21 protein-coding genes are annotated in these 17,770 nt (G+C 57.4%); 16 read left to right on the top strand and 5 right to left on the bottom strand.

Features of this window, described 5'->3' with window-relative positions:
* Positions 1-75 precede the first annotated feature (75 nt).
* The 5 genes from obgE to rsfS all read left to right on the top strand — a co-directional run bounded on the left by obgE (position 76) and on the right by rsfS (position 4,381).
* Positions 76-1,497, top strand: coding sequence for a GTPase ObgE (gene obgE, locus J4859_RS09540; RefSeq protein WP_212329384.1), 1,422 nt, complete (start codon positions 76-78; stop codon positions 1,495-1,497).
* A complete protein-coding gene (gene proB / locus J4859_RS09535; protein WP_249113585.1) occupies positions 1,487-2,602 on the top strand; it encodes a glutamate 5-kinase in 1,116 nt (371 codons plus the stop codon). The genes obgE and proB overlap by 11 nt, the downstream gene beginning before the upstream one ends.
* A gap of 93 nt (positions 2,603-2,695) precedes the next feature.
* Positions 2,696-3,370 (top strand): nicotinate-nucleotide adenylyltransferase, encoded by a 675-nt coding sequence (nadD, locus tag J4859_RS09530; RefSeq protein WP_212329380.1) that lies wholly within the window; start codon positions 2,696-2,698, stop codon positions 3,368-3,370.
* The gene (gene yqeK / locus J4859_RS09525) at positions 3,360-4,004 is read left to right on the top strand and encodes a bis(5'-nucleosyl)-tetraphosphatase (symmetrical) YqeK (protein ID WP_212329378.1); all 645 of its coding nucleotides are present in this window, start codon (positions 3,360-3,362) and stop codon (positions 4,002-4,004) included. Before nadD ends, yqeK begins: the two co-directional genes overlap by 11 nt.
* Positions 4,001-4,381: a ribosome silencing factor gene (gene rsfS, locus J4859_RS09520; RefSeq protein ID WP_212329377.1), complete on the top strand. Its 381-nt coding sequence runs from the start codon at positions 4,001-4,003 to the stop codon at positions 4,379-4,381. Before yqeK ends, rsfS begins: the two co-directional genes overlap by 4 nt.
* A 6-nt stretch (positions 4,382-4,387) precedes the next feature.
* Here the strand turns inward: rsfS and dinB are convergent, their stop codons facing one another.
* Positions 4,388-5,656, bottom strand: coding sequence for a DNA polymerase IV (gene dinB / locus J4859_RS09515; protein WP_212329376.1), 1,269 nt, complete (start codon positions 5,654-5,656; stop codon positions 4,388-4,390).
* The gene (locus tag J4859_RS09510) at positions 5,643-6,134 is read right to left on the bottom strand and encodes a cell wall metabolism sensor histidine kinase WalK (protein ID WP_212329375.1); all 492 of its coding nucleotides are present in this window, start codon (positions 6,132-6,134) and stop codon (positions 5,643-5,645) included. The genes dinB and J4859_RS09510 overlap by 14 nt, the downstream gene beginning before the upstream one ends.
* Positions 6,135-6,321: 187 nt before the next feature.
* Here J4859_RS09510 and J4859_RS17730 point away from each other — a divergent pair, with 187 nt between their 5' ends.
* Both J4859_RS17730 and J4859_RS09505 read left to right on the top strand, forming a co-directional pair.
* Entirely contained in the window at positions 6,322-6,648 is a 327-nt protein-coding gene (locus tag J4859_RS17730) for an ATP-binding protein (protein ID WP_371812020.1), read from the top strand.
* Positions 6,584-6,775 carry a hypothetical protein gene (locus tag J4859_RS09505; protein WP_212329374.1) on the top strand — a complete coding sequence of 64 codons (192 nt, stop codon included), beginning with the start codon at positions 6,584-6,586 and terminating at the stop codon, positions 6,773-6,775. Before J4859_RS17730 ends, J4859_RS09505 begins: the two co-directional genes overlap by 65 nt.
* 592 nt (positions 6,776-7,367) lie before the next feature.
* On the opposite strand, the gene J4859_RS09500 is transcribed toward J4859_RS09505, so the two are convergent.
* The 3 genes from J4859_RS09500 to J4859_RS09490 all read right to left on the bottom strand — a co-directional run bounded on the left by J4859_RS09500 (position 7,368) and on the right by J4859_RS09490 (position 8,350).
* Positions 7,368-7,589: a hypothetical protein gene (locus J4859_RS09500; protein ID WP_212329373.1), complete on the bottom strand. Its 222-nt coding sequence runs from the start codon at positions 7,587-7,589 to the stop codon at positions 7,368-7,370.
* A 3-nt stretch (positions 7,590-7,592) separates the two neighbouring features.
* Entirely contained in the window at positions 7,593-7,940 is a 348-nt protein-coding gene (locus J4859_RS09495) for a hypothetical protein (protein ID WP_212329372.1), read from the bottom strand.
* Between the two features lie 158 nt (positions 7,941-8,098).
* Positions 8,099-8,350, bottom strand: coding sequence for a hypothetical protein (locus J4859_RS09490; protein WP_212329370.1), 252 nt, complete (start codon positions 8,348-8,350; stop codon positions 8,099-8,101).
* Between the two features lie 447 nt (positions 8,351-8,797).
* Here J4859_RS09490 and rpsP point away from each other — a divergent pair, with 447 nt between their 5' ends.
* The 9 genes from rpsP to ppdK all read left to right on the top strand — a co-directional run bounded on the left by rpsP (position 8,798) and on the right by ppdK (position 17,731).
* Positions 8,798-9,148, top strand: coding sequence for a 30S ribosomal protein S16 (rpsP, locus tag J4859_RS09485; RefSeq protein WP_212329368.1), 351 nt, complete (start codon positions 8,798-8,800; stop codon positions 9,146-9,148).
* 5 nt (positions 9,149-9,153) lie between these two features.
* The gene (locus J4859_RS09480) at positions 9,154-9,450 is read left to right on the top strand and encodes a KH domain-containing protein (RefSeq protein ID WP_212329366.1); all 297 of its coding nucleotides are present in this window, start codon (positions 9,154-9,156) and stop codon (positions 9,448-9,450) included.
* A gap of 3 nt (positions 9,451-9,453) precedes the next feature.
* A complete protein-coding gene (locus J4859_RS09475) occupies positions 9,454-9,975 on the top strand; it encodes a ribosome maturation factor RimM (protein WP_212329365.1) in 522 nt (173 codons plus the stop codon).
* Positions 9,975-10,730, top strand: a complete 756-nt coding sequence (gene trmD, locus J4859_RS09470; RefSeq protein WP_212329363.1) for a tRNA (guanosine(37)-N1)-methyltransferase TrmD — start codon at positions 9,975-9,977, stop codon at positions 10,728-10,730. The genes J4859_RS09475 and trmD overlap by 1 nt, the downstream gene beginning before the upstream one ends.
* The gene (gene lepB / locus J4859_RS09465; RefSeq protein WP_249113584.1) at positions 10,702-11,280 is read left to right on the top strand and encodes a signal peptidase I; all 579 of its coding nucleotides are present in this window, start codon (positions 10,702-10,704) and stop codon (positions 11,278-11,280) included. The genes trmD and lepB overlap by 29 nt, the downstream gene beginning before the upstream one ends.
* A 29-nt stretch (positions 11,281-11,309) precedes the next feature.
* A complete protein-coding gene (locus J4859_RS09460) occupies positions 11,310-12,212 on the top strand; it encodes a glycine--tRNA ligase subunit alpha (RefSeq protein WP_212329361.1) in 903 nt (300 codons plus the stop codon).
* 5 nt (positions 12,213-12,217) lie between these two features.
* On the top strand, positions 12,218-14,314 hold the full coding sequence (gene glyS, locus J4859_RS09455) for a glycine--tRNA ligase subunit beta (RefSeq protein ID WP_212329359.1): 2,097 nt from the start codon (positions 12,218-12,220) through the stop codon (positions 14,312-14,314).
* Positions 14,315-14,406: 92 nt separating this feature from the next.
* On the top strand, positions 14,407-14,787 hold the full coding sequence (locus J4859_RS09450) for a kinase/pyrophosphorylase (protein WP_212329358.1): 381 nt from the start codon (positions 14,407-14,409) through the stop codon (positions 14,785-14,787).
* Between the two features lie 181 nt (positions 14,788-14,968).
* Positions 14,969-17,731 (top strand): pyruvate, phosphate dikinase, encoded by a 2,763-nt coding sequence (gene ppdK, locus J4859_RS09445; RefSeq protein WP_212329356.1) that lies wholly within the window; start codon positions 14,969-14,971, stop codon positions 17,729-17,731.
* Positions 17,732-17,770: the final 39 nt, after the last annotated feature.

The raw sequence follows: 17,770 nt of genomic DNA, 5'->3' as shown, positions 1-17,770 counted from the left end.
TCTCAGAGAACCTTTCAGATCGGTGCATGTTCACCTGTGTGATTGCATGCTTTAGGTGTTATTGGGGGAATGGTAATGCCAGAGTTTACCGATATAGCGCGCATCAATGTACAGGGCGGCAACGGGGGAGCCGGATGCATGTCATTCCGTCGCGAAGCCTATGTGCCAAAGGGAGGGCCTGACGGCGGTGACGGCGGCTGCGGCGGGGACGTGGTCATTCAGGCGGACCCACAGCTCTCCACGCTGATCGCGTACCGTTACAAGCACCACTTCAAAGCGGAGCGTGGCACCCATGGCCAGGGCTCGAAAAGACACGGCAAAGACGGCAAGGACCTGATCCTCAAGGTACCGCTAGGGACGGTTGTGACCGAGCTCGACCACGATACCCAGAAGCCCCTCTATCAGATCGCGGATCTGACCCATCCGGGAGAGTCCGTAGTCGTCGCTCCGGGCGGCATCGGAGGTCGTGGCAACATCCACTTTGTGACTTCAATCCGCCGCTCTCCAGCCTTCGCTGAGAAGGGTGAGCCGAGCCGGGATCACTGGGTCCAGCTTGAGATGAAGCTTCTGGCGGATGCCGCATTGGTCGGTATGCCGTCAGTCGGCAAGAGTTCGCTGATCGCTCGCATGAGCGCGGCACGCCCGAAGATCGCAGACTATCCCTTCACGACCCTAGTGCCTAACCTCGGCGTCGTGAGGACCAGAAACGATACCTCGTATGTGGTTGCGGATGTCCCGGGACTGATTGAGGGGGCGAGTAAAGGTAAAGGCCTCGGCCATCAGTTCCTGCGTCACATTGAGCGCTCGGCGCTGATCCTGCACGTGGTCGATATGACTGGCGGCTATGAGCAGCGCGATCCGGTCTCCGATTTTCATATCATCAACCAGGAATTGGCGGACTATACCCAAGACCTGGCAACCCGTCCCCAGATCGTGGTGGCCAACAAGTGCGATATGCCGGGTACCAAAGACAACATCAAAAGGCTCAAGGCTGTGGCCGAAGAAGTGGGCTATCCCTTCTTTGCGGTATCCGCCGTCACTGGTCAGGGGATTCAGCAGCTGATCGATGCGACCGGTCAGGAAGTCCACGAGCTCAGGGCAAAGCAGGCTGAGAAGGCTGCGGCTGAGAAGAAGGAAGAGACGCCCCGACAGGACTGGGAGCGCTCCCGTATCTGCCGTGACCGTATCATCACTGTCACAAAGCTCAAGAAGGGCACCTGGAAGGTCTCCGGCGGTGCAGTGGAGCGTATGGTCGTCCAGACCGATTGGGACAATGAGGAGGCTGTGTCCTACCTCGAGCACCGTTTTGAGCGCATCGGACTCTTTGAACGGTTGGAGAAAGTCGGCGTTCAGGACGGCGACGAGGTAAGGATTCTCGACTACGCCTTCACCTACACGAGCCCGGAAACCGACAAAGATCTGTATGCGGAGCTCCCTGACTCAGACGATTCGGTTGTCGAGGAGTTCAAAGAGGGAGCGGACGACCGTGAAGAGTAAAGGTGCCTTTGTCGTAAAGATTGGCTCCTCCACGCTCGTCGACAGACACGGAACTCCGGACCGTCCCTTTATCACAGACCTCTGCCAGCAGCTTGTCGCACTTAAGCGTGATGGCTGGCAGCCGGTACTTGTGAGCTCAGGAGCGGCAGCGGCCGGGGTTGAGCGTTTGGGGCTTCCCAAACGCCCGACCGACATCGAAACCCTGCAGGCGTGCTGCGCTGCTGGACAAGCGTCACTTATGGAGATCTACGCTGAGGAGCTCTCAAAGCTCCACGTCGCCTGTGGGCAGATCCTGATCACCCGCAAAGATATTGTGGACCGTAAAAGCTACCTCAATGTCAGAAACACAATGGAGCGTCTGCTCGAGCTCGGTGTCATTCCGATTGTCAACGAGAACGACACGGTCTCGGTCTCTGAGTTCACCTTCGGCGACAACGATATGCTCGGTGCGATCGTTGCCACGATTGTCTACGCCAAGCGCTACGTGATCCTCTCTGACGTTGTGGGGCTCTACGACCAGAATCCCGCCACGCATCCTGAGGCGCACTTGATCCCGCAGGTGTCCCAGATCACCCCCGAGATTGCGGCGATGGCCGGAGGTGCAGGCTCTGCGGTCGGCACCGGAGGAATGAAATCAAAGCTCAAGGCGGCACGTGTGATGCTTGCCTGTGGGATTGAGATGGTGATCTGTGAAGGTAGACGGCCGCACGTGCTCACCGAGATCGCCCAGGGCAAAGCGATCGGAACCCGGTTCGCCAAGGATGAGCCGGCAAGCAACCATGAACGGGGCAGAAAGCTCTGGATCGGGTTGGCCGGTATCCCGCATGGCACATTGATCGTCGACGCAGGCGCGCAGAAGGCACTCACCGAACAGGGATCCTCACTGTTGCCGGTCGGCGTGGTGAAGAGCGAAGGCACCTATGGGCCGGGGGATATCGTGGACATCCAGTCCCTGGATGGGACCCTGTTGGCTCGCGGGCTTGCTCGCTATTCCTCCGCGCAGATGGAGAAGTTCCGCGCTCTGCATCTCGATGTTATTGCTCGCTTCTTAGATGGGCAGGAACCTGCACCGGCGGTACACCGCGACGAGATGCTGGTCTTCTAGTGGTTGCAATCAGGACTGTATACAGACACAATGCAGTAGGATGGAGACACACCGAGTACGTGAGTCGTACACAGGGGAGTTGAAAAGCAGCGGATGGCCGATAAGCGCTACGATTTACCGATATTGGGTACGAATCCGGACCGTACCTACCGACTGGGCATTATGGGTGGGACCTTTGACCCGATCCATAATGGACACCTGGTTGCGGCAGAGCAGGCCTATGCTGATCTGGATCTGGATATTGTGGTGTTCATGACAGCAGGGAGACCCGCGTTCAAACAGCACAAAAAGGTGACCTCAGGTGAGGACCGCTACGCGATGACCCTTCTGGCGACCTCAGACAATCCGCACTTCTACCCGAGCCGCTTTGAGATCGACCGCGCGGGCATTACCTACACTTCCGATACGCTGAGACTCTTGCGTGACTACTATCCCGACAACGTGGAGATCTACTTCATCACCGGCGCTGACGCAATCGCAGATATCGTCACGTGGAACCACTCCGAAGACCTGGCGAAGCTCGCGACCTTTGTCGGCGCGACGCGGCCAGGCTACAACCTGGACCGGGCGAGCAGGGCAATCGATGACTCCGGGATCGACTTCAACGTGATCTACCTTGAAATCCCCGCGTTGGCGATCTCCTCGAGCTATCTCAGATCACGGGTGGCGAAGGGGCAGTCCCTCCGTTATCTTACGCCGGACTCTGTGACCGGCTATATCCACAAACATCAACTGTACGGGGCGAAGGCAGGTAAGTATGCCGACTAAAACATGGGATTTTCCTGAGGTGTCGGTTGACTATACCGCATCACAGCGCGCAGAGATAGAGAAACTGGAGCGCGATATCAAGGTCCAGCTCAGGGCGAAGCCGCACCGGCTGCAGCACAGCCTGTCCGTTGCAAAAACTGCTGAATACATGGCTACCCTCTACGGGGTGGACCCCTATCCGGCCCGGGTTGCGGGAATCCTCCACGACTGGGACAAGGCCCTGACACCGGGTGAGCTGATCGAGCGGGCGACCGAGCAGAAGGTCGATCTAGGGGTACCCCTTACCAAGGTAGTGCCGCTGCTCCATGGGATTGTCGCCGAGAACGACCTGCGGGTACGTTATCCTGAGCTGACCCAAGCAGAGCTGCAGGCGGTCGGGCGCCACACAATCGGAGCCTCTGACATGACCCCACTTGATATGATTATCTTCACTGCTGATGGTATTGAGCCCTACCGGACTGCGCATCCAGATATCCAGCATATTCGTGAGATGGTGGGGAAAGTAACGCTTCCGGACCTCTATTGGACTTCCTTTACCGGAGGCATCGTCTATGTGGTGAGGACCGGCCGCTATCTCTACCCGGGTACAGTCACGATTTATAATGAGATGATGGAACAAAGGAATCAACCATGAGTGTTACCTCAACAGAACTTGCGAAAGTCGCCGCGATGGCGGCCGACAAGAAAAAGGCCACCGACATTGTGATGCTTGACCTTCGGAGCATCTCCGATGTCTGCGACTACTTTGTGATCGCCACCGCCGCCAATAGGCGTATGGCGGATTCGATCATCGATGAGATCGAAGAGAAGGTCAGAGTCAATTGCGACGAGAAGCCCTACTCGATCGAGGGCCGAGAGAGTTCCCATTGGATTCTGATGGACTACGGCTCGGTCGTCGTGCACGTCTTCGACTACGAGACCAGAAAGTTTTATCGCCTCGAGCATCTCTGGGGAGACGCCCAACGGGTGCCGCTGGACCTCGAAGGGGCCGCGGATACGAAAGCAGAGTAAAAAGAACTAATAGCGATGGTCTGATGGGGAATCAGTGTCTGATTGAGAACCCAAATTGTTAAGGCGGATGTCACGCCCATAGGAGAGTGCCTGTGAGCCAAAGCGGCGTTGGATATCATCGGTGGCTTTAAGGAGCCGGTTGTCCCGCTCCTGTTCCGCTGAATCGGCTGTGTCCAGCTGCTTCCCGTCGAGGGGAAGCTGGAGCTGCCGAGGCTTGGGATTGTCAAAGCCCGAGATGCCGATACCGACAAGGCGGACTGGCTGTGGGGAGTGCCAGAGCTGCTCTAAGAGTTTTTGCCCTGCCGCGGCGATGGTGTGGCTGTCGTCGGTGGGGGCCGTGAGCCCCATCTGAGCGGTATGGATGGAAAGGTCGGAATAGCGCAGTTTGAGCGTGACCGTCGTACCCTTCAGATTGTCCGCGCGCAATCGTCTGCCCGTATGCTCTGAGACGGCTTTGACTGCCGAGCGGAGGTCGGGAAACGTTATGAGGTCGCGCGGAAAGGTGCGCTCTGAGGAGATCGATTTGGCCTGCCGGCGCTCTGCTGCTGGACGGACTGGGCTGTAGTCTTTGCCTTGAGCACGGATTTTAAGCCGCGGACCCATCACGCCTAATAGGCGGGTCAATTCTTCGGTATCCGCCTCTGCGATATCGCCGATGGTGCGCATCCCGTAGGTCGTGAGCTTCTTTGCGGTGGCTTTTCCGATCCCGCTCATCGCGGAGATTGGTAGGGGAGCCAAAAACACGCGTTCTTGGCCGGGTTCTACAGCGCAAAAGCCGTGGGGCTTATATTTTTCTGAAGCGATCTTAGAGATGGTCTTGGTGGTGGAAAGGCCGATTGAGCAGCTGATGCCAAGCGCAGCTACCTCATCCATCAGGCGGTAGCAGATCGCGCGGGGATCCTCATTGGAATAGCGGCCCGGCGTAACGTCGAAATAGGCCTCATCGATTGACATCTGCTCCACGAGCGGCGTCTCATTCAGGATGAGTCGCATGACTTGGTGTGAGAGTGCGCGGTAGTGGTCGAAATGGGGTTTGACCCAAATCGCCTGTGGGCACAGTCGCTCAGCATATGAAGAGGGCATTGCGGAATGCACGCCGTACCTGCGCGCCTCATAGGAGGCGGTCGAGACAACCCCACGATCTTTGGCCCTGCCGCCAACGATCAGCGGCTTTCCCCTCCATTCAGGATGGTCTAGTATTTCGACGGAGGCGAAGAAGGCATCAAGGTCGAGGAGTCCTATGGCGCGTCCGTGCCATTCCTTATTTTGAGTCATGGGTTTGGGCCTTAGGGAGACGTACGGTGAAGGTAGTACCGTGATCTGCATCACTGGTGACCCCTATCGTACCACCGTGTGTCTCAGCAATCGACTTAGCGATTGTGAGCCCTAACTCAAAGCCTCCGGTCTCCTGGGCGCGCGCCTTGTCAGAACAGTAGAACTGCTCAAAGAGATGGGGCAGATCCTCAGGCGGGATCGGCGTCCCTTGGTTGTTGACAGAGCTTGAATTCTCAGAGCAAAGGCGAGCTTGCCTTGTGTGAAGACACTTCAGGACATCTATTGGTCCTTCCAGCAAAGCGTGGCCACATCCGGCATCGAGGAGCTCGCCCACGCTGGGACAGGTGGGGCCGACACGAGAACGCGATAGTTGTCGGGGACCCCAGCGTGGGGCAAGATGCACCTTACCCACGTATACGGCGTTAAGGCCGTAAGGCAGTGCAGGCTGGAGTAGTTCATCGGCTACCAGCATCTCCATCGAAGACCTTGTGAGGGCGGCAGACAAGGGGGTAGCTTAAGCGCAGGATGCGCTTCTACTTGCATCTGTCGCATCTGATAGCAGACAAGCTTAGATACCTGTAGATCGACAATGGGGGCACTGGTCTCATCTTCCAGATTGTCTCGATAAGCTATAAGAGGGGTGCGTCGGTAAGCGTAGGAATAGCATGTGGGCCGACGTCTTCGGCAATGCGCCTATAGCCTTAGCTATAGCCGACAGGCTATACTACCGCTGCCATCTCATACGCATCACGGGAAGCTCCTACAGGATCAAGGACCTGCCTGCAGCTAGCCTCTCTCAAAGGAGGGCGCAGGCACCGATTCTGGCTGATTCCATTGCCCCGGCTGGTGCAGATATATTGCTCAAATCGGTAAGCCTGGGGTTGACTTTAACAGCAGTCGAAGTCCCCCGCGTTCACGGCGCGGTAGGTGGCACTTCTACTCACCGCCTCGCTCGGCCGCTCCATGCGCAGCCTGCCCGCCACCTGCTCTGAGGACCAGTGCCTGTCTCAGATGAGGGAGGCCCCCAGGGAGCGCGGCGTGGGGTCGTCGAGCGCCCTGGGCCGCCTGCAGGCGAACCTCCTGGTACTCGCCCTCGACTGCGCGGTCGAGGCCCTGTAGGCGCGCCGTCCCAGCCGTTCCTCGCAATCTCCCTGGAGACCGTTGACTTATTCCGCCCGATCTCGCGGCTATCCGGCTCACCTCCTTGTGGCCCCTCCAGCAAACCGTAATGTCCTCCCGCTCGGTGATGTTAAGATAGCTGTAGCGCTCCATGCCGACCCCTCCCGACGAACGCATCTGCAAGCGCCACTGTAGGTCTCCATGGACCGCCGCCTTACCTTTTGTCGTTTCCCTAGCAATGGGAATTCAAGGGCCTATAGCCCACAGATCGCCTTAAGTCCACGGCAGACATAATAGCTATACCGTCTGTGGACCCAGCGATAGATAGTGGAGACAGCTACTGGAACAGGAGAGGTAGTTGCTATCTGCTTAGGGGAAAGCCCGCAGGCGAGTTTATCTTGTATGTGGGCAACTGTGTGCGCTGTATCCTCTTCGCTCATATCGATGCCGCATTTCATCTGCAAGCGTTTGTGCGTATTTCACCATATAGGCTACATGGATGTGGTAGTGGCATACCTCTGTTTGTGTATCTCATGCGCCCGCAGTAGCACTGCGGTGGCTGCCACAAGCGTTTCCTTGACAGGGCAGATTGTCAAACTGAGCGCACCATCCCCTTGTAGACCTCGTTGGCTGTCTTGTATTCCAGGACCTTCCTCGCCCTGTCGCAGATCAGCCCCACTGTATGTCGGACCTCCCCGTCTGCTACCCTGCTAAAGTCTGCCCCCTTCAAGAGGAACTCGCAGATGAGGCCGTCAGTGTTCTTAACCGTCGGCTTCTGCCATAGGTGGTGTAGCTCGCAGAAGCAGAACTGCACGCCTCAAAGGGCCTTTGTGAGCCCTGCATGCCCTGCGAACTGCTTGCCCCGCTCAGGGGTGATTGTCTTAAAGGAACGGTCCAGCAAAAGTTCGATCTCGGCCTTCAAGACATCGGCGCTGTCGTGGTGCCATCTTCTCGCGACAAGGAGCCTGGACGCTCTGTTGGCAAGCGCAAGCAGGCATACAGGCCCTACTTCTATAAGCGTGTCGTCTACCCAGTCACCGAGGTGCGAGCCTACATCTGCCTGCTTGGGCCTATCCTTTAGGCTGTGTGAGATCTCGACCTTGCCTTGGGTCTTAGGCCTCTTGCTGCAGATTCGCTTCCCCTTCCTGCGCAGATGGTGGCACACCTGGCAACTCGAGGGTGGTGGCCTGGGCCTGCCTGCAGAATAGTCGAGAAGCTCAACGACGCAGCTGACACCATACTCGAGCCTGAGATGTCGTCTGTCTGCTTGGGGATCAACGCTCGTCTTACAATGAGCAAGCGCAGAGTCTGAGCGCCTCCTTTTCAGCCTGTATCTGCCGTGAGCGGGCAGCTGCCCTCCTTTTGGGTCGCACAGGCGCTAAAGCGTTTGTGCCGCTCGTTTTTCTCGCCTTGTGGCAGACGCTGGATCTGTCCCTGCCGATCTTGTGTGCGATGAATCCGATGGAGCTTCCCTTGTGCCACACGCAGCTCGACTATGCAGTTCCTCTCCTGTGGGCATACGATGCTTGTAGTGGCACATTCCTTCCAGCTTTCGACGTTGATTGAGACAACCAATGTCGTAGCCTTCAGAAGCGCGTCACGTCTCTGTGGAGCGGGACTATCCTGTTGCACTCAGAATACTAATCCGCCATCTAGCCCATGCTCAATGGAGCTTCTTTTCGCAAGGCTCAATCTGTCGTATCGCTTGTGCTTTTCGTACTTGCCAGCCATAAGGTCTCAACCGTGTCTTTACAGCTACAGCTGTGAAGACACCTTAGTTGACGCAAGACTCAGTGCAATATAGTGCGATGAGTCAGAATAGCCGGGCTATGGTGGTGTACAGGGGACAGAAATCTACCTAGTAAATATTTCTGGGGAGGAAGCGTGGTGGAACCGAGAATTCACAGAAAGGGCACCTTGAAGCGCGCAGGCGAAGTCATAATATATAGCAGTGTGTGTAAATAAAGCGGCTCACACAACTCACAACCTATATCCGGAGCCGCGCGTCTAGAGGAGTTTTCATTGGCAGTTAAGATTCGCCTTGCTCGTCACGGAGCCAAAAAACATCCATACTATCGTGTTGTCGTTGTAGACGGTCGCGAGAAGCGCGACGGTCGCCCCCTTGAGGAAGTCGGCCGCTATAACCCGCTGACCAACCCGAAAACCATTGAGCTCGACCTCGAGAAGGTTGACGCTTGGATCGCTCAGGGCGCACAACCTTCGAGTGCGGTTGCCCACCTGATCGACATTGTCCGTACCGGTGCACCGGCACCTAAGAAGAAGCAGAGGCTTTCCAAGAGGGCTCAGGCTAAGGCTCAGAAGGCTGCAGAGGATGCAGCTGCCGCCGCAGATAATGCTGACCACGCTGAGTAGCTACTATGGCAGAAGAAAAAACAGAACCGACAGAGCAGACCGCTAAGGACGAAGAGCTTCCTTCCGACAAGGTAGCCGATCTGGTCGAGTACATCGTGTGCGGGCTGGTCGATGACCAGGATGCCGTATCGCTTGATGTCACTGACTCGGATGAGGGCACCCTGATCGAAGTCAGCTGCGCTGAAGCGGATGCGGGCCGAGTCATCGGTCGGCGGGGCCGCACGATCAAGGCTATCCGTACCTTGTCGCGTGCGCTGGGCCAGCGTGTCGGAACAGATGTCGAAGTTGAGGTGTTGGGCTGACACATGCCCGATTATCGTGTCATAGCGTATATCGTCAAAACGCATGGAAGAAGAGGGGAGGTCGTGGCGGTTCCCGCCGACGGCCTTCCCTCACTTATTCATACGGGGCTCTCGCTCTGTGTTGTACCACCGCATCTCAAAGGGCCGCGGTGGCGTAAGGTCGTGGCGGTCAAACCCGGGGAGCACGGCGACCAGATCAAGCTCTCCGGTATCGACGGCCTCGGTGATTCAGAACCCCTGCGCGGGCGCTATCTGCTAGCTGATGCGAAGGACCTGCCCGAAGGCTTCGACCTGCACGACGCCCAGCATCTGTTGAGGCGCCGCGTCACCGATCCCAATCTGGGGGATCTGGGAACCATCAAAGAGATCTACACCGGTCCTGCCAACGATGTCTGGGTCGTGGGGGCTGAGGAGCATGAGTACACGATTCCGGTAATTCCCTCGGTGGTGGCTACGATCCCACCCGAGGATCCCATCGTCGTGCATGTATCGGAAGGCACGATCGATACGGGGGAGCAGGAATAATGGAATTCGACTGCATCTCCGTAATCCCTGAGGTCTTTGATTCATACATTCACGCCTCCATCCTAGGGCGTGCCTTAGAACGCGATATCTTTTCGTTCAATGCCTACAATCTGCGCGATTGGACCCATGATCGACACCGCACGGTCGACGATGCCCCCCTTGGGGGCAAGCAGGGCATGCTGATGAAGCCGGAGCCTATCTTCGAGGCGGTCCGTTCAGTCTCTGCGCAGGGCGAGGTCCCGCCCCACGTGATCTTTTTTTCACCCTGCGGCAAACGTTTTGACCAAGCGGCGGCGGAGAAGCTCTCACATGAGAGGCGGGTCCTCTTTGTCTGTGGACGCTACGAGGGAATGGATGAGCGCTGCTATGAGCTCGCCGATGAGGTGTACTCGATCGGTGACTATATTATGACCGGTGCTGAGCTTGCCTCACTTGTGGTGATCGACTCGGTCGTGCGCCTCCTGCCCGGGGCGCTGGGGGATTCCCATTCCGCCCGTGATGAGTCCTTTGAGACCGGGCTTCTGGAGTATGAGCAATACACCCGTCCGGCGAACTTCGAGGGCCGGGAAGTGCCAGAGATTTTGCGCTCCGGAAACCATGAGGCGATCGCGGCATGGCAACATAGAAATGCGCTCGAACGCACCTTGAAGTGGCGCCCGGATCTGTTGGAAAATGTAGAACTTTCTCAGGAGGATCAAGCCTATCTTGCGGAGTTGAAGGAGGAGCATGGCAAAGCACATGGCGAACGGCAATAAGACAGAGGTCTCAACTGCGCGTGCAGTGGGCGAATGGATTGCCGTGATCGGTATCGCCGTCGCCGCGGCGCTCACAATCCGGGCCTTTGTAGCCGAGATCTATGAGGTGCCCTCCGGCTCCATGCTCGACACGATCCAGTTAGGCGACCGCCTGATCGGGGAAAAGCTGAGCTACCACTTCAGGACTCCGCAGGCTGGCGAGGTCGTCACCTTTATCGATCCCGATGATTCCTCCACGACGCTCATCAAACGCGTGATCGCCACTGCCGGGCAGACCGTCGACCTGCGCGACGGCGTGCTCTACATCGATGGGGTCGCACAGGATGAGCCCTATACCGAAGGCAAACCGAGCTACCCCTTAACGCAGCACTCGGCGCGCATCGCAGAGATCCAATATCCCTATACTGTTCCTGACGGATGCATCTGGGTGATGGGGGACAGCCGCACCAATTCACTTGATTCCCGCTACTTTGGACCGGTGAGTGTGAGTTCAGTCACCTCACATGGCCTGTTCATATTCTGGCCCGTACAAGATGCGCATAGGCTGTAGGGGCGTCTGAAGACAAAGGAGAGATTTCAATGAGCACAGAGCCGCTCACGTTTCAAGATATGATTTTGAAACTTGAACACTATTGGGCTAACCAAGGTTGCACCGTGATGCAGCCGTACGACTCCGAGGTGGGTGCCGGTACCTTCCATACCGCAACTTTGCTCCGCTCGTTGGGTCCCAACTCCTGGAGAACCTGCTATCCGCAACCCTGCCGCCGCCCGACTGACGGTCGCTACGGCGACAACCCGAATCGCTTACAGCACTACTATCAGTTCCAAGTGCTTCTGAAGCCCTGCCCGGTTGACTCACAGGATCTCTACCTCGGCTCACTTGCCACGATCGGTCTGGATCCGGCGGACCACGATGTGCGCTTTGTCGAGGATGACTGGGAATCCCCGACGCTCGGTGCTTGGGGATTAGGCTGGGAAGTCTGGATGGACGGTATGGAGGTCACCCAATACACCTACTTCCAGCAGGTCGGCGGCATTGAAGTCAACCCGGTCCCGATTGAGATCACCTACGGCCTCGAGCGCATCTGCATGTACGCCCAGAAGAAGAACTCCGTCTACGATATCGTCTGGTCCTATCTGCCGGATGGGACACCGATGACGTACGGGGACGTGTTTCACGAGAACGAGGTCGAGTTCTCGACTTACAACTTTGAGGTCGCCGACGTGGACATGGTGAAGAACAAGTTCGACGACTACGAGCGTGAGTGCCACTCCTGCCTCGACCACAAGCTGCCGCTTCCCGCCTACGACTGCGTGATGAAATGCAGCCATGCCTTCAACCTGCTCGATGCGCGCGGTGCTATCTCGCAGACTGGGCGCGCCAACTACATCCTCAGGGTGCGCAATCTCACGAAGGCGTGCTGCGAATCCTATCTGGCGCACGTTGCATCTGCTGACAAACAGAGTGGGAAGGTCGCATAAGTACTATGGCTGAAACCGAGGATTTTCTGTTGGAGATCGGCACTGAAGAGATGCCGAGCGCCCCATTGATGAACGCTCAAAAACAACTCAAGACCTTAGTTGAGAAGGGGCTCAGACAGGAGGGCCTGGCCTACGGTGAGGTCTCAACCTTCTCAACCCCACGTCGGCTTACGGTCATGGTCAAGGACATGGCGACTGCGACTGAGGAGATCCACGAGGTCAGACGCGGCCCGAATGCCGCCATCGCCTTTGACAAGGACGGGAAGCCGACCAAGGCGGCCCAGGGCTTCGCGCGCAAATTCCACCTGAAGCCGGGGGAGCTCACGGTCAAAGAGGACACCGATGGCAAGACCTACGTCTTCGCAGAGAACTTCGTTCCGGCTCGCAGGGCGATCGGCATCCTCTCCACACTTTCCCACGATACGATCGGTGGGCTCACCTGGCCGAACTACCGCTCACAACGCTGGGGCTCCGAGACCGAGACCTTTGTGCGCCCGATCCGCTGGATCTGCGCGTTGCTCGGTTCTGAGGTCGTACCCGTCACCTATGCGGGTGTCACGAGTGGCAACACCACTCAGGGTCACCGCGTGCTAGGGCCGGGCGCTCACACGGTGAAGGAGCCTTCTGAGTACGTTGAGGTCCTCAAGAGAGTCGGCGTGATGGGTGAGAGAGAGCGCCGCCAGGTCATCCTTGACGGTATCAAGAAGGTTGAGGCAGAGCGCAACGGCGCCCATGTGGATACCCCGAAGAAGGTCTTCGACGAGGTCGTCAACCTCTGCGAGTGGCCGACGGTTCTGGTGGGCAAGTTCGATGAGAAGTTCCTCAAAGTCCCCCACGAGATCATCTGCGAGTCGATGCTCACCAACCAGCGCTATTTCCCGATCTATGATCGTGACGGCAATCTGACCCGCGAGTTCGTCGTGGTCTCCAATGCTGATCCCCGCGTGAATGAGACCGTGATCGAAGGTAACGAACGCGTCGTGACCGCACGCCTCGACGATGCCCAGTTCTTCTACGAGGAAGACCTCAAGCATCCGCTCGAGTACTACGCCCCGAAGCTCAGGGGTGTCGTCTTCCAGGAAAAGCTCGGCACCATCTACGACAAGACGAACCGCATGGTGAAGATCGCGGGCGCCTGCGCTCGGGAAGACGAGATGAGCGACGACAAGATGGGGATGGCGAAGCGTGCCGCCTATCTGGCCAAGGCTGACCTCGTCACCCAGGCGGTTGTCGAGTTCACGAGCCAGCAGGGCGTCATGGGCGGCTATTATGCCAAAGCTGCCGGTGAGCCGGACGAGGTCTGCACCGCGATCCGCGAGCACTACCGTCCACGGTTTGCCGGCGACGAGATCCCGTCAAGCGCGGTCGGCTGCTGTGCTGCGATCGCAGACAAGCTCGATACAATCCTCGGCATGTTCGTGATCGATGAGCCACCGACCGGCTCCTCTGACCCGTTTGCGATCCGCCGTTCCGCGATCGGCGTCATCCAGATGCTGCGCCAGATGCCCAAGGTGTCACTCACAGGCCTCATCAGCACCGGGCTCGATGCCTACGCTGAGCAGGGGCTTGAGTTTGACAAGGCAAAGGTTACGGAGCAGGTCAAGAAGTTCTTCCAGGGTCGCTTAAAGAGCATCGCGAAGGACGAGAAGATCGACCCGGATGTCATCGACGCGGTTGCCGCTGTCGATATCATTGACCCCTCGGAGTTCTTGGCCCGCGCCAAGGCGCTTGAGTCTGCGCGCAACAATGAGCCAGAGGTCGTCGAGGACGTCGCGACCGCCTTTAAGCGCGCCTCACATCTGGCGGACCCCAAGCTCGGCGATCAGGTGGACGAAAGCATGCTCACCGATCCGGAGCGCGCTTTGCTTGACGCCTGCGAGAGCGGTGAGGCGAAGGTCAAGACCTCGCTTGACAACCACGACTATGCGGGAGCGCTGAGCGTGCTTGCGGACCTGAAGGAACCGATCGACACCTTCTTCGACGAGGTGCTCGTGATGGATAAGGATGAGCAGGTCAAGGACAACCATCTGCGCCTTCTCAACAGATTCTCCAATATTTTTGTGGATGTCGCCGATATCAGCTGCCTTTCACGAACAAAGTAAGCTACCTTGGCCGATTTGTTTTAGGATTTATAGAGAGAGGCAAGTAAGCTCTTTCAACGTATGCTGTACACAACGTAAGGGGGATATGAAGCATGGATACACTTCAGCTCGATTACAAGGCGCCGAAGCCCAAGATCTTGGTTATCTCTGACTCACTGGGTACCACCGCCTCTGCGGTCGTTGACGCCGCCGCGGCTCAGTTCGACGATGACGCGATTGACGTCGTGAGACTGACCCACGTCAAGAACATCGACGAGGTTGAGAAGTTCCTCAACGAGCAGAAAGAGGGGGACCGGCCGATCGCAGTGTTCCACACCCTCGGTACGGCAGCGCTTCGCCGCGAAGTCAGAGACGCGTGCAACCAGCGCGACATCCCTTCGATCGATCTGATGGGGCCGGCAATCACCGTTATCTCAGGTCTAACGGATCAGGAGCCCTCCGAGCAAATCGGCGCACTGCGCAACAAGCAGTAAAGAGTTTGACCATGTAGACGCTCATTCAACTATTTGCAAGTACTCTTTGGCGAACGGTTGAATGGGTGTTCTTGTTTAAACATTTGAACTACTTGTATATAATTCATAGTGGATGCGGCTAATTCGAGGTTTGAACTAGGCATTTCAGATAGGTAAACAAGCAGAGATGCAAAGGAGTGCTATGGCTGAGAAACATATTTACCGCTTTGGCAATGACGCCAACGGTAACAATGTTACGGAAACCGCCGGCAAGACCGTAGATGAAGCTAAGTGGATCACAGGCGGTAAAGGTGCAAACCTAGCAGAGATGGCAAACATCGGCCTTCCGGTACCTCCGGGATTCACGATCAGCTGCCAGACCTGCGTGGCATATTCCAGCGCGGGAAATGTGTGGCCTGACGGTGTCCTCGACGAGATCGACAAATATCGCAAGGACCTCGAGGAGCGCATGGGCAAGAAGCTCGGCGACAAGGGTGATCCGCTGCTGGTCTCCGTCCGTTCCGGTGCACCGTTCTCTATGCCGGGCATGATGGATACGGTTCTGAACCTCGGCCTGAACGACGATTCTGTGCAGGGCCTCATCAAGCAGACCAACAATCCGCGTTTCGCGTGGGACTCATACCGTCGTTTTATCACGATGTTCTCTGATGTCGTTATGGGCGTCGACGGCCAGCTCTTTGAGGATGCCCTCAACAAGAAGAAGGCAGAGAAAGGCGTTAAGCTCGATACTGAGCTCGATGCAGACGACCTCAAGTCACTGATCCCGATCTACAAGCAGATCTTCTCCGACAACGTTGACTCCAAGAAGTATCCTGAGGTTGTTGTTGGTGGCAAGCCAGTCTTCCCGACTGATCCGTACCTGCAGCTTCGCCTTGCAGAGCAGGCAGTCTTCGGATCCTGGAACACCCCGCGTGCAATCCTGTATCGTCAGCAGAACAAGATTCCAGACGACCTGGGCACCGCAGTCAACGTCCAGGTTATGGTCTTCGGCAATAAGGGTAATACCTCTGCAACCGGCGTCGCCTTCACCCGGAACCCGGCTGACGGTACCAACGAGCGCTACGGCGACTTTTTGGTCAATGCACAGGGCGAGGACGTCGTTGCAGGCATCCGTAACACTCAGCCGATCTCTGAGCTTCCAAAGACCCCGGGCCTCGAAGAGGCAGGCAAAGAGCTCTATCATGTATTTGAGATCCTCGAGGATCACTACGCGGATATGATGGACCTCGAGTTCACTATTGAACAGGGCAAGCTTTGGATGCTCCAGACCCGTGTCGGCAAGCGTACCGCACTCTCCGCACTCAAAGTCGCTATCGATATGTACAACGAGGGCCGCATCTCCAAGGAGACTGCAGTTACCCGTGTCGCTCCTGAGCAGCTCGACCAACTTCTGCACCCGCAATTTGACCCCAATGCGAAATACGATGTCTTCGCTAAGGGCCTGAATGCATCCCCGGGCGCAGCTACTGGCGGTGTTGTCTTCTCCTCTGAGGACGCTGAGAAGTTCAAGAAGGAGGGCAAGCCTTCCATCCTGGTCCGTTGGGAGACCACCCCTGATGACCTCAAGGGCATGGTCGACGCAGAGGGCATCCTGACCTCTCACGGCGGCAAGACCTCACACGCAGCCGTTATCGCCCGTGGTATGGGCGCTCCGTGCGTCTGCGGCGTTGAAGCGCTGAACATCGATGCGCCGAACAGGACCGTCACCGTCTCCGGCAGCGACGTAGTCCTGCACGAGGGCGACGTTATCTCCATCGACGGCTCCACCGGTGATGTTATCCTCGGTGAGGTTCCTCTGATCCGTCCGCAGCTCGGCGGCGACCTCAAGACCATCCTTGACTGGGCAGACGAGATCCGTCTGAACCCAAAGCGTGGCCGCATCATGGGCGTGCGTGCGAATGCTGATAACCCGGCAGACGCACAGCTCTCCGCTGACAACGGTGCTGAGGGCATCGGCCTTGACCGTACTGAGCACATGTTCCTGGGCGACCGCAAGCAGCTTATCCAGAACTTCATCCTGGCTGAGGACGACGACGTGAAGAAGGAGTCCCTGGAGAAGCTGGGCGAGGCTCAGAAGGGTGATTTCCTGGGTATGTTCAAGGCGATGGATGGCAAGACCGTTATCGTCCGTCTGCTTGACCCGCCTCTGCACGAGTTCCTCGACAACCCGCGTGACCTCGAGGTTGAGATTGCCAAGGAGGAGGCTGCAGGCAAAGACTGCACCAAGAAGCGCGAGCTCCTGACGAAGCTCGACTCCTTCCAGGAGGCAAACCCGATGCTCGGCCTTCGTGGCTGCCGTCTGGGCCTTGTCTATCCTGAGCTCAATGATATGCAGGTCAGAGCAATCGTTTCCGCAACCGCTGAGCTGATCCAACAGGGCTATCACCCCAAGACTGAGATCATGATCCCGCTGATCGCCTTCGAAGAGGAGATCAAGCAGATCCGCAAGCAGATTGAGGACGAGATCAAGAAGGTCTCTGATGAGTACGGCGTCGAGCTCGACATTCCTATCGGCAACATGGTTGAGCTTCCGCGCTGCGCGATTATGTCTGAGGACATCGCACACCACTCTGACTTCTTCTCCTTCGGTACCAACGACCTGACCCAGACTTGCCTGGGCTTCTCCCGTGACGACGCTGAGGGCACGTTCATGCCGGTCTACTTCGATCGCAAGATCGTCAAGACCAACCCGTTCGCTACGCTCGACAAGGGTGTCGCTCAGCTGGTTGACATGGGCGTCAGGGGCGGCCACAAGGGCAACCCGAACATCATCTGCGGTGTCTGCGGTGAGACCGGTGGCGATCCTGAGTCCATCCAAATGTACTACGATCTGGGCCTCGACTACGTCTCCTGCTCACCGTACCGTGTGCCTATCGCACGTCTGGCGGCAGCACAGGCGAAGATCCACTCCAACGGTGGCCCTGTCCCTGTTGAGAAGAGATAACGGTAGCTTCTAAACAACCGTTCCGGAGGCCTGTCCTAA

This window comes from Atopobium sp. oral taxon 416, from assembly GCF_018128285.1.
In the GTDB taxonomy this organism is placed as follows: Bacteria; Actinomycetota; Coriobacteriia; order Coriobacteriales; family Atopobiaceae; genus Olsenella_L.
Note: the sequence above shows the minus strand (reverse complement) of the source record. Positions and strands in the feature narration are given on the sequence as shown.

Excerpts from the sequence above, each read along its gene's own strand:
- J4859_RS17730 (WP_371812020.1), top strand. The coding sequence starts at position 6,322 with ATGTGGGCCGACGTCTTCGGCAATGCGCCTATAGCCTTAGCTATAGCC.
- nadD (WP_212329380.1), top strand. The coding sequence starts at position 2,696 with ATGGCCGATAAGCGCTACGATTTACCGATATTGGGTACGAATCCGGAC.
- ppdK (WP_212329356.1), top strand. The coding sequence starts at position 14,969 with ATGGCTGAGAAACATATTTACCGCTTTGGCAATGACGCCAACGGTAAC.
- yqeK (WP_212329378.1), top strand. The coding sequence starts at position 3,360 with ATGCCGACTAAAACATGGGATTTTCCTGAGGTGTCGGTTGACTATACC.
- J4859_RS09460 (WP_212329361.1), top strand. The coding sequence starts at position 11,310 with ATGAGCACAGAGCCGCTCACGTTTCAAGATATGATTTTGAAACTTGAA.
- J4859_RS09510 (WP_212329375.1), bottom strand. The coding sequence starts at position 6,134 with ATGGAGATGCTGGTAGCCGATGAACTACTCCAGCCTGCACTGCCTTAC.
- trmD (WP_212329363.1), top strand. The coding sequence starts at position 9,975 with ATGGAATTCGACTGCATCTCCGTAATCCCTGAGGTCTTTGATTCATAC.
- J4859_RS09475 (WP_212329365.1), top strand. The coding sequence starts at position 9,454 with ATGCCCGATTATCGTGTCATAGCGTATATCGTCAAAACGCATGGAAGA.
- lepB (WP_249113584.1), top strand. The coding sequence starts at position 10,702 with ATGGCAAAGCACATGGCGAACGGCAATAAGACAGAGGTCTCAACTGCG.
- rsfS (WP_212329377.1), top strand. The coding sequence starts at position 4,001 with ATGAGTGTTACCTCAACAGAACTTGCGAAAGTCGCCGCGATGGCGGCC.
- obgE (WP_212329384.1), top strand. The coding sequence starts at position 76 with ATGCCAGAGTTTACCGATATAGCGCGCATCAATGTACAGGGCGGCAAC.
- J4859_RS09480 (WP_212329366.1), top strand. The coding sequence starts at position 9,154 with ATGGCAGAAGAAAAAACAGAACCGACAGAGCAGACCGCTAAGGACGAA.
- J4859_RS09450 (WP_212329358.1), top strand. The coding sequence starts at position 14,407 with ATGGATACACTTCAGCTCGATTACAAGGCGCCGAAGCCCAAGATCTTG.
- dinB (WP_212329376.1), bottom strand. The coding sequence starts at position 5,656 with ATGACTCAAAATAAGGAATGGCACGGACGCGCCATAGGACTCCTCGAC.
- glyS (WP_212329359.1), top strand. The coding sequence starts at position 12,218 with ATGGCTGAAACCGAGGATTTTCTGTTGGAGATCGGCACTGAAGAGATG.